10 protein-coding genes and 1 pseudogene are annotated in these 9,151 nt (G+C 67.0%); 4 read left to right on the forward strand and 7 right to left on the reverse strand.

The features are described 5' to 3' along the window. The first annotated feature begins 281 nt into the window (after window positions 1-281). Genes ABZ215_RS42435 through ABZ215_RS42445 form a run of 3 tightly spaced genes read left to right on the forward strand, consistent with a single transcriptional unit; the run spans window position 282 to window position 2,249 of the window. Window positions 282-896, forward strand: coding sequence for a TlpA disulfide reductase family protein (locus ABZ215_RS42435; protein WP_354956509.1), 615 nt, complete (start codon window positions 282-284; stop codon window positions 894-896). After that, window positions 893-1,672, forward strand: a complete 780-nt coding sequence (locus ABZ215_RS42440) for a cytochrome c biogenesis CcdA family protein (RefSeq protein ID WP_354956511.1) — start codon at window positions 893-895, stop codon at window positions 1,670-1,672. The genes ABZ215_RS42435 and ABZ215_RS42440 overlap by 4 nt, the downstream gene beginning before the upstream one ends. 16 nt (window positions 1,673-1,688) lie before the next feature. Then, window positions 1,689-2,249 carry a copper resistance protein CopC gene (locus tag ABZ215_RS42445; RefSeq protein ID WP_354956513.1) on the forward strand — a complete coding sequence of 187 codons (561 nt, stop codon included), beginning with the start codon at window positions 1,689-1,691 and terminating at the stop codon, window positions 2,247-2,249. Window positions 2,250-2,274: 25 nt separating this feature from the next. Here the strand turns inward: ABZ215_RS42445 and ABZ215_RS42450 are convergent, their stop codons facing one another. The 6 genes from ABZ215_RS42450 to ABZ215_RS42475 form a co-directional block, all read right to left on the reverse strand. Further along, window positions 2,275-3,021 carry a DUF305 domain-containing protein gene (locus ABZ215_RS42450; protein ID WP_354956515.1) on the reverse strand — a complete coding sequence of 249 codons (747 nt, stop codon included), beginning with the start codon at window positions 3,019-3,021 and terminating at the stop codon, window positions 2,275-2,277. A gap of 29 nt (window positions 3,022-3,050) precedes the next feature. Then, a complete protein-coding gene (locus ABZ215_RS42455) occupies window positions 3,051-3,272 on the reverse strand; it encodes a heavy metal-associated domain-containing protein (RefSeq protein WP_354956517.1) in 222 nt (73 codons plus the stop codon). A gap of 14 nt (window positions 3,273-3,286) precedes the next feature. Continuing rightward, entirely contained in the window at window positions 3,287-4,210 is a 924-nt protein-coding gene (locus tag ABZ215_RS42460; protein ID WP_354956519.1) for a sulfite exporter TauE/SafE family protein, read from the reverse strand. Between the two features lie 314 nt (window positions 4,211-4,524). Further along, window positions 4,525-5,037, reverse strand: a complete 513-nt coding sequence (locus ABZ215_RS42465; protein WP_354956521.1) for a hypothetical protein — start codon at window positions 5,035-5,037, stop codon at window positions 4,525-4,527. A 354-nt stretch (window positions 5,038-5,391) separates the two neighbouring features. Then, window positions 5,392-6,210: a hypothetical protein gene (locus tag ABZ215_RS42470; RefSeq protein WP_354956523.1), complete on the reverse strand. Its 819-nt coding sequence runs from the start codon at window positions 6,208-6,210 to the stop codon at window positions 5,392-5,394. Next, entirely contained in the window at window positions 6,207-6,665 is a 459-nt protein-coding gene (locus ABZ215_RS42475; RefSeq protein ID WP_354956527.1) for a hypothetical protein, read from the reverse strand. Before ABZ215_RS42475 ends, ABZ215_RS42470 begins: the two co-directional genes overlap by 4 nt. Window positions 6,666-7,091: 426 nt before the next feature. Here ABZ215_RS42475 and ABZ215_RS42480 point away from each other — a divergent pair, with 426 nt between their 5' ends. Then, window positions 7,092-7,982 (forward strand): hypothetical protein, encoded by an 891-nt coding sequence (locus tag ABZ215_RS42480; RefSeq protein WP_354956525.1) that lies wholly within the window; start codon window positions 7,092-7,094, stop codon window positions 7,980-7,982. Here ABZ215_RS42480 and ABZ215_RS42485 read toward each other — a convergent pair. Next, window positions 7,942-9,064, reverse strand: a pseudogene (locus tag ABZ215_RS42485) (IS256 family transposase); the annotation flags it as partial. The gene ABZ215_RS42480 and the pseudogene ABZ215_RS42485 sit on opposite strands and share 41 nt — an antisense overlap. Window positions 9,065-9,151: the final 87 nt, after the last annotated feature.

Below are 9,151 nucleotides of genomic sequence, written 5' to 3' on the forward strand. Positions count from 1 at the left end.
TGTCGGGATAGTGCGCGAAGTTCAGGCCGTTACCCGCGCCGACCTCGATGACCCGCCCGGACAGTTCCGCGAGTGCCCGATCCCGATGCTCGGCGGTGCCCCGCTGTTCGGCTTCCTTGCTGATCCGCTCGTACATGCGGGCGAACCGCGGGTGCTGGAACGCCGAGAGATCCGTCATCGAACAACACTCCTCGCCATCGCCACCGGCTCGCCGCCAGCCTACGACCATCTACTAATCTACGCAGCAGGTACGTAGATGAGTGGGTGGGTGAGGAGTTGGCATGGGCAGGACGCGACGTTCCTGGGTCTGCGTTGGCATCGCCGTGCTGTTCGCGCTCACCGCGTGCGGCGCGGGCACCGACGCCGTGGCCCGCGGCCAGACGTTCGAGTTCGTCTCGCCCGGCGGACAGACGCAGATCTTCTACGACCCGCCGGAGACTCGCGGGAAGATCCCGGAGCTGTCCGGCGAGGACCTGCTGGAGCTGGGCAAGCAGATCCGGCTGTCCGACTACGCCAGCAAGGTCGTCGTGCTCAACATCTGGGGCTCCTGGTGTGGCCCGTGCCGGGCGGAGATGCCCCACCTGCAGCGCGTCTACGACCAGACCAAGGACACCGGGGTGCAGTTCATCGGCATCGACGTCCGCGATGAGCAGCGCAGCGCCCCGCAGGACTTCGTCCGCGACCGCGGGGTCACCTACCCCTCGATCTACGACCCGGCGGGCCGCTCCCTGCTGGCGTTGAAGGGCTACCCGCGCAGCGTTGTGCCCTCGACCATCGTGCTCGACCGCCAGCACCGCGTGGCCGCGATCTTCCTCACCGCGCTGCTGGACACCGACCTGCTGCCCGTCGTGCAGCGCATCGCCGCCGAACCCACCGCGCAAGGACAACCCTCGTGAACCTGACCGACCTGGCCATCTCCGGCCCGCTGCTGCTGGCCGCCCTGCTGGCGATCACCGCCGGCACGGTGTCGTTCGCCTCACCCTGCTGCCTCCCGCTCGTGCCGGGATACCTGGCCTACCTTGCCGGGCTGGTCGGTGCCGAGCCACCTGCGGTCGCCGCCGACGGGGACGACGCACGGACCAGCGGTCGGTGGCGGGTGGCCGGGGCCGCACTGCTGTTCGTGCTCGGGTTCACCGTGGTCTTCACCACCGCCACCATGGCCGTCCTCGGCCTCTCCGACGCCCTGCTCGCCAACGAACAACTGCTGCAACGGCTCGGCGGCGTGATCACCATCGCCATGGGCCTGGTCTTCCTCGGCGTCGTCCCCGTGCTGCAACGCGGCATGAAACTGCGGCACAAGCCACGGGACGGGCTGTGGGGCGCGTCGCTGCTCGGCGCCGTCTACGGCCTCGGCTGGACACCCTGCCTCGGACCGACGCTGGCAGGGGTCATCGCCCTAGCCAGCGGCACCCAGGTCGGCCCCACCACCTGGCGCGGCCTACTGCTGATCACCGCCTACTGCCTCGGCCTGGGCCTGCCGTTCATTCTGCTCGCCCTCGGCGCCCGCTGGGCCGTGCGCGCCACCGGCTGGCTGCGCCGCCACATCCGCCGCGTCCAGCAGATCGGCGGGGCCTTCCTCATCGCCATCGGCATCGCGCTGGTGACCGGACTATGGGGCGAAGTGATCGCCTGGCTACGCGGCCCAATCTCCGGGTTCACCATCCCCATCTGACAGGAGGAACGTCACCATGCGATACCTGCCGACCGCTCTCCTGCTCGCCGCTGTCACGCTACTGGCTGCCGCGAACCCAGCCTCCGCGCACACCCAACTCATCGGCAGCGACCCGGCCGAAGGCGCATCACTTCCTGTTGCGCCACAGCAGATTCGACTGACCTTCAACGAACCTGTCCAAACCGGATTCAGTACCGTCACGGTCACCGGCCCCGACGGCATGACATGGATCGTCGGCCAGCCAGAAGTCCACAACACCGTGGTCAGCGTGCCGGTCCAGCCGACCGGGCCGCCGGGCCAGTACACGATCGGCTACCGAGTCCTGTCCGACGACGGCCACCCCGTCAGCGGAACAGTGCGCTTCGCCCTCAGCAACCCGGCCGCCGCACCGCCCACGACATCGTCTCCGCTGACGCAGACAACTCCGGCTCCACAACGCACACAAACGCAAGCGGCACCCACCACCCACCCGGACAACGGTGGAATGCCCCTGTGGCCGTGGATTGTCGGTGTCGTCGTGCTGCTCGGCATCGGCCTGGCCATCGCTCTCCGCATCGGCCGGTCAACCGACACGTGAGCGATAGCCAGGCCAGCACGCCCGGCTAGGGCCACGGCTGAGCACCGCGTTGCGCGAGCATGGACTTGATCGTCTCCATCTCGGCGGTCTGCGACTTCACGATGCTGTCCGCGAGCGCGCGCACCGCACTCTGGCCGGCACGGTCGGCGGCGTACTGCGCCATGGGCGCTCCGCCCGCGTGATGGCGCAGCACCAGTTGGAGAAAGTACACGTCCAACTCGGCGCCGGACAGCGAACGCAGCCGGGTCAGCTCCTGCTGCGTCGCCATGCCCGGCATGATCCTGACACCTTCCGCAGGTACTGATCCGGTCGTCGCACCGTGGCCGTGCGCGGCCGGGCCGCTCATCCACGCCATATAGGTACCCAACGGCAGCGTGGGCTGGTTCCACAGCGTGAGCCAGCCCGACATCATGCCGACCTGCCCCTGCTGGGTCGACTCGATATCGAACGCCAACACCCGGATCGACGGGTCGGTACTGCGGTCCCGCGCCAAGCTCGCCATCGTCACCGCCTGCAGGTGATGCACCGACATGTCCTGAGCGAACCCGACATCGACCGAGTCCGCTCCCGGCACCCCGCCCTGATCAGAGCGCGACAGCGTGATCAGCATTCCGCCAGCCGCACCCACCAGCAGGAAGACCAGCGCCGCTGCGGCGGCCACCAGCACCTTGACCCCGGTCCCATACCGGCCAGCCTCGTACGCGGTGCCGAACTCCTCCAATTCGTCGGCCGCCGCAGGCTGACCGGGAGCGTCCTGTATCTCAGTCGCCATCTCCTGACCGTTCTCCCCATCAATCCCAGTCACGGCAACGGCGACGCACGGTAACCGAGTTCTTCGATCACTTTGATCACGTCCTCCGGGCTGTTCTGGCCCGGATCCAGCTCGACGGTGCTGCGTGCCTGTTTCATCGTGGTCTGCGTGCTGCGCACGCCGGGCAGGTCTTCCAGGGCGTCGTCGATGAGCAGCGCGCAGCTGCCGCAGTGCATGCCCTCGATGCGGAAAGTGTGTGTCGTGGTGGCCACAGTGGACTCCTTGCTCAAACGATGGTGAGGACGCCGGTGTACATGCCCATGCCGCACGAGTAGTCGAGCCGACCCGGCTGCAGCACCCCCAGGTCGATCTTCGTCTCACCCTTGGTCGGCAGGATCTTCTCGACGCCCCGGTCCGGAATGAGGAACGACCGGACACACCCCTGGGCACCGTCCGACTTCACGACCAACGTGGTCGGCACCCCGGAACGGACCTGGACGTTCTCCGGGCTGTAGGAACCCGTGCGCGCCGTGATCACCACGGTCTGCTGTCCCTCCACAGTGGAGGCCGCGGTCGTGTCGGCCGGGGCCTCGGAGAAGCCGACGGTCTGGGCGATCCGGCTGGCCGCCAACGGTGACCCGGCCAACTCCAGCCCACCATTGAGCGTGTAGAGCCCCATCGCCAGCACGGCCAGCCCGGTGATGATCGCCAGTCGGCCGCGCCATGCCGTGGCGGCCTTGCGGGCGGCGTAGCCGAGCACGGCGAACAGCGGGCCGGTACCGAGTACGAACACCGCCATCGTGGCCGCGCCCGCCAACGCCGAACCCGAGGTCAACGCCAGCGCCTCCACCGACAGCGTCACCCCGCACGGGATGAGCACGGTGGCCAGCCCAAGCAGCGCCGGGGCCAACGCGGCCTGGGAACGGGCGCGGTTGCGCACGAGCTTCATCCAGGACAGCGGCGGCTCGACGACGATGCCACGGAACCCCGGCACACCCAGTTGGGCGAGACCGAACACGATGATCAGCAGGCCAGCACCGATCTGCAGCCAGGTGCGGACGCCGACCGAGAGCTCCGCCGCGCCGCCCACGGCGCCCAGCAGCGCGCCGAGCAGGGTGTGCGACACGAGCTTGCCGGCCAGGAACCCGCCGACCGGGGCGAGGTCGTCACCGAGCTGAGCACGCCAGGTGGGTGGCTGCGCTGTCTGCACCGAACGCTTCGTACTGGTGCGGTACTGGGCGTCGCCGGAATGGCGAGTCGCGCCTTTCGCCCGGCGTGCCGACCCGGCTGGTTCCACCGTCGCGGCGCGCTGCCGAGTGATCAAACCCGTCAACAGGCCGCCCTGCACCGCGGCACAGGACACACCACCGGCGAACAACCCGGTGACCAAGACAGCTGCAAGATTCACGAAAGCCTCCTGCGGAGAAGGGGGATGAGGACATGAGAGGACCTCCAGCACAGAGCTGGAGTACGCGTCAATGCCCAAGGACCCAGCGGCAACGCCGTGACCTGGGCAGACTCCTCCTACGTCCGCAGCAGGCAGAGCTCCGCGAGGCTAGGTGCCCGCGGCAGGGCCGCGCGCATCATCGCCACACGGGCGGAACGAAGCATCGGGACGATGCCCCGAAGCCCGGTCGGTCGCAGCCCCACCAGGGCGGCCACGACCGCGACGATGAACGCCAGACAGGTCGCCAGCAGACCGCCCAAGCCATGTGAACCAGGTGAACTGCCTGCGGCCAGAACGACCGCTCGGGTATGGGACGCCGTGCACCGGTCGGCGAGCCGCTGGCTGGCTTCTACAGGTGGGATGCTCTCCGGGGAGACGACGTCAACCGCCGCAGCCGTCACCGCAGCGGCACCGCAGTCATGGGTGGCGTCGGCGGCCATGCTCGCGCCGGAAGCAGCGTGCATCACGGTCATACCGTCGTTGCACTGCAAACCGTGGGCGAGAACCAGGCCAGCAAGCACGGCAACCACTGCGACAAGCCGCGCGAGGTATCCTCGCGCGGCATGTCTGCTGCGGGTCGCGCCCGACATACGCCCAGGTTACGGCCCCCTCGGGTCAAATCCGCGTTGGGCCCTCGCGCTCGCTGCCCAGACGCGCTGCGGAAGCCGCCGGAGCGCACGCTCGGTGCGCGTCCGAGCAGGTGCCCCACTGCTGCCCAGGTGAACTCACGGTGTATCCAATCGCTTCGATCCTTGCCCATATGGTCAGAGCGGCAGGCCGGAGAGGCCGCCGTCCTGGCGCTCCCTGGTGACCGGCCTGATCAGCACCGATTCTGCCAGGTCGAGCCGGCCTGGTCGTCGCGACTCGGCGACGCCGTGTCGTCCGAAAGATCGTTCTGCCGTCACGGACCGTTACGTCCGCCCGGCCGATATCGGGTGCCCTCTTCAGGCCACCAGCGTCGACTCGGCACGGCGGACCTCATACGCGGGTCCCCCGTCGGCCGGCCTTTCCGCGACCCGTTCTTCGAACTCGGAACGAACGATCTTGACGAGCCGTCGCGCCTGTGTAGCGCCGATGCCGAGGCGAACTCGCAACGCATCGGCCGATATCGGTTTCTGGTGAGCCACGCGATGAGCTGCATCCTCCCGTCGTGCCTGGTCCAAGAGCACCTCCGGCGGACGCTTGCGAGGCACCTGCCGGCCCTGCTCCCGTACCGCGAGCTCCTCTTGCTCGACCTGACGCCACGCCGAGTCGCCCTCCCGCGTCTCCGGAACCTGCACGTCTGCTTGGTCGATTCCGACGACGTCATGTACGCCTGTCGACGAGCTGGTTGCACCGATCGCCTGCAAGAAGCCGGGGCCGACCTCTGCCCAGCCGATCAAGAGGAGCGGTCCAACAGCATCAAACGCCGCCTTCCCGTACTCGCCCGCAACGAGTGGGTCCGCCACGTTCAACGCCAACGTGACCACGCTCGCGAAGATCAGCAGCCGGCGGGCTGGACGCAGCAGGTCCGCGGGGGCACCGGTGAGCGCGAGGTGCCGGGTGCCCAACAGGAGCCCGAGGATCGAGAGATCGACCGCGGGTGCGACGAGCGGTGCGACCCAGACGGGCACACCAAGTCGGAGCGCGAGGTTGAGGACGTTGCCGAAGCCGAAGAGGAAGGTGAGGCCGACGACGACGCCCATGATCACGGTGACGGCCTTAACGACGGTGGCCCCGTTCGAACCTGATCGAGTTGATGATTCAGCTGCGGGCCGGGTCATCGAGGGTCACCTGCTTCGATGCGCGGACGTCCGTGGGTGTCTCGGGTGGGGATACCGCGTTCGCGCAGTTTGGTCAGCACGGTGGTGTGGTTGACGCCCAGGTGGTCGCCGACTCGCGCCAGGGACCAGCCGAGCTTGTAGAGGTAGATGGCGTCGTCGACCTGGTCGGGGGAGAGGCCACGGCGGCGCATCGGCACGCCGTGCCGGTGGAGGATGTTGCTGACAGTTCGCCGTTCGATGCCGAACCGGTCACCGAGCTCGTACACCGTCGCGCCGGCCTGGTAGCCGGCAATCAGCTGCTCGATTTGATCGGTGCGGAGTTGCCGGGCACGGCGGGGTCGGTCGCGCTTGGTCGACGTCGGCTCGGGTGTATCGAGGCTGGGAAGCTTCTCACGGAGCTCTTCCAGGGCTCTGACCTGGTCTTTTATGTTCGAGTAAGCTCCCCTAACCTCCACAGTCTTCAAGATCGCCCGACCTGTGGATTTTTCGCAGTTCGGGCGATCTTTTTTGGTGGGCCGAATATCAGTCCACTGTGGATTTCGCTTCAGTTACCCTTCAGTAAGTGGGGCAAAATTGGGACAGCGGTCGCCGGCAAGGCAAACGGGGTCACGTGAGACCGCCCAGGCCGTTCGCCCATAAGGGTGATCCCACTGAGTTTCTTTCGATGACCCGGGCTACACGCAGGGCGGCGTACGAGCCGCGTCGTGCGGGCGTCGCGGGGGATGGACGCGGCCTGCTCGAGGAGGCATAGAGGAACACCTTCGCTGCCTGGTCTGCGAGTTGTTGGAGTTGTCTCTCCAGGTCGCCCTTGTGTAGCGCGATCACCGCCGCCCAGATCGCACCGACGCAAGCCGCTGCGCTGCGGTGCCTGCACTACCGCTGTGATCGCGGTGCCGTCTTACCCGCGCCGCACTCCCCGTGGCGGGACGACTCAGGTAATGGCGTTTTATCGGCTGACCGGCAACGGGGAACACGACCCAGGCTGCGACTACGACTTCAAGAACCGCGCCGAGCACCTCGTCCGCGACAGCCGCGGCACCTTGGTCAAAGACGGCGAGGACTACGAGCTGCGTCTCCCAGACCCCGACACGATCGCACCGCCCGACTCACGACCGCCCAGCACAACTGGCGAGCCCACTGCTCGTCTGAGCGTTACCAACCGTACGCTCGTCCCTGCATTGAGTACCGCCGCCGGCATCCTGCGGCTCTTGCGCGAGTTCGACGACGATCCCGACGCGGCCCGCCGATTCCGCGCTCGCTACGCCGGGAAGAAACTGCGGTGGAACCAGTTCTGCCTCCACGCCAGCGAAGCTGACACGGTCGCCGCCCACCTCCAACAACCACCGAAGATCCGGCATCCTCTCGTGGTCCACGGTACCGTTCGCGATATCGGCACGGCTCACTCTGGCAACACCCACCAGCTTCGCGACGAACATGAGGACTACCTCGACCACCTCGGAGAACGACGCCGTCTGCGCATCGTCGTCCGGTCGAAGAACAACGACACCCTCACCGACGTGCGCCCGGGTGACCGGTGGCTCGGATACGGACACTGGCGACTGTGGCTCGCCCCGCGCGCACCCATCGCAGAAATACAGCTGTGGATCGACGGCTCCTGGTCACTCGTCACCTGGCGTTTACCGGGAGGAACACGTACGAACTCGTCGCTGGCGGAGGAGTCATCTTCCGGAAAACGGGTCTATCCCATGATCGGTGTTTCTGGCGGTTCGGTTAGTAGGTTTCGGCGGCCGGCCACCGGTCACCGAAGGTGATGGCGAAGGCGTTGAGTACGGGCTTCCAGCGCATCGTCCATCGGGCGCGGCCTGTGCCGGTGGGGTCCAGGCTGCGGGTCACAAGGTACAGGCACTTCAGGGCGGCCTGCTCGGTTGGGAAGTGGCCGCGGGCTCGCACCGCCCGCCGGTAGCGGGCATTGAGCGATTCGATCGCGTTGGTCGAGCAGATCATTTTCCGGATCTCGATGTCGTAATGAGGAACGGCACGAACTCGGTCCAGGCGTTGCGTCATAACCGGACCAGCGCCGGATACTGGGTGGACCATTTATCGTCCAGCTCCTGCAGGGCGGCTTCCGCCGCTGCCGCGTTGGGCGCCTCGTATATGGCTTTGAGGTCCCGTTTGAGCGCATCGGTGTATTTCCGCGAAGTAAGCCGGAACGAATTGCGGATGAGGTGGATGATGCAGGTTTGCACGATCGCCTGCGGCCACACTTGTTCCACCACCTCGGGCAGGCCTTTCAGGCCGTCGCAGACGAGGAAGAACACGTCCTTCACGCCGCGGTTTTTCAGGTCGACCAGGACGCTCATCCAGAACTTGGCGCCCTCGCCACCGGTGCCGGCCCACAGGCCGAGCACGTCCTTGCGGCCGTCCACCGTGACGCCGATGGCGGCGTAGAAGGGCCGGTTGGCCACCTGGCCGTCGCGCACCTTGACCACGATCGCGTCGATGAACACCGCGGCGTAAACGACGTCCAGCGGGCGGCTGGCCCAGTCCTGCATCTCCGCCACCACCTTGTCGGTGATCCGGGAGATCGGTTCTTTGCTCACCGAGGCGCCGTAGATCTCGGCGAAATGCGCCGAGATTTCCCCGGTGGTCATCCCCTTCGCATACAGTGACAGCACGATCTCGGCCACATCGGTGAGCCGACGTTGCCGCTTTTTCACAATCTGCGGCTCGAACGTGGATTCCCGGTCCCGCGGCACCTCGATCTCCACCTCGCCGACCGCGTCCGACAGCACCGTCTTCTTCCGGGCTCCATTACGCACATTCGTAGAATCACGTCCTGCTGAGCGCGGTTCTTCTCGTGGCCGAGGTGCTCGGTCATCTCCTCATTTAGAGCGTGTCTTACGTGGTGATCGACCGCTGGTGAGCGATGATCTTGGCTGTGGTTGATCGGTTGTCGCTGCGGTTGGTGCCGGATGAACTA

This window comes from Amycolatopsis sp. NPDC006131, from assembly GCF_040614175.1.
GTDB classification, from domain to species: domain Bacteria; phylum Actinomycetota; class Actinomycetes; order Mycobacteriales; family Pseudonocardiaceae; genus Amycolatopsis_E; species Amycolatopsis_E tucumanensis.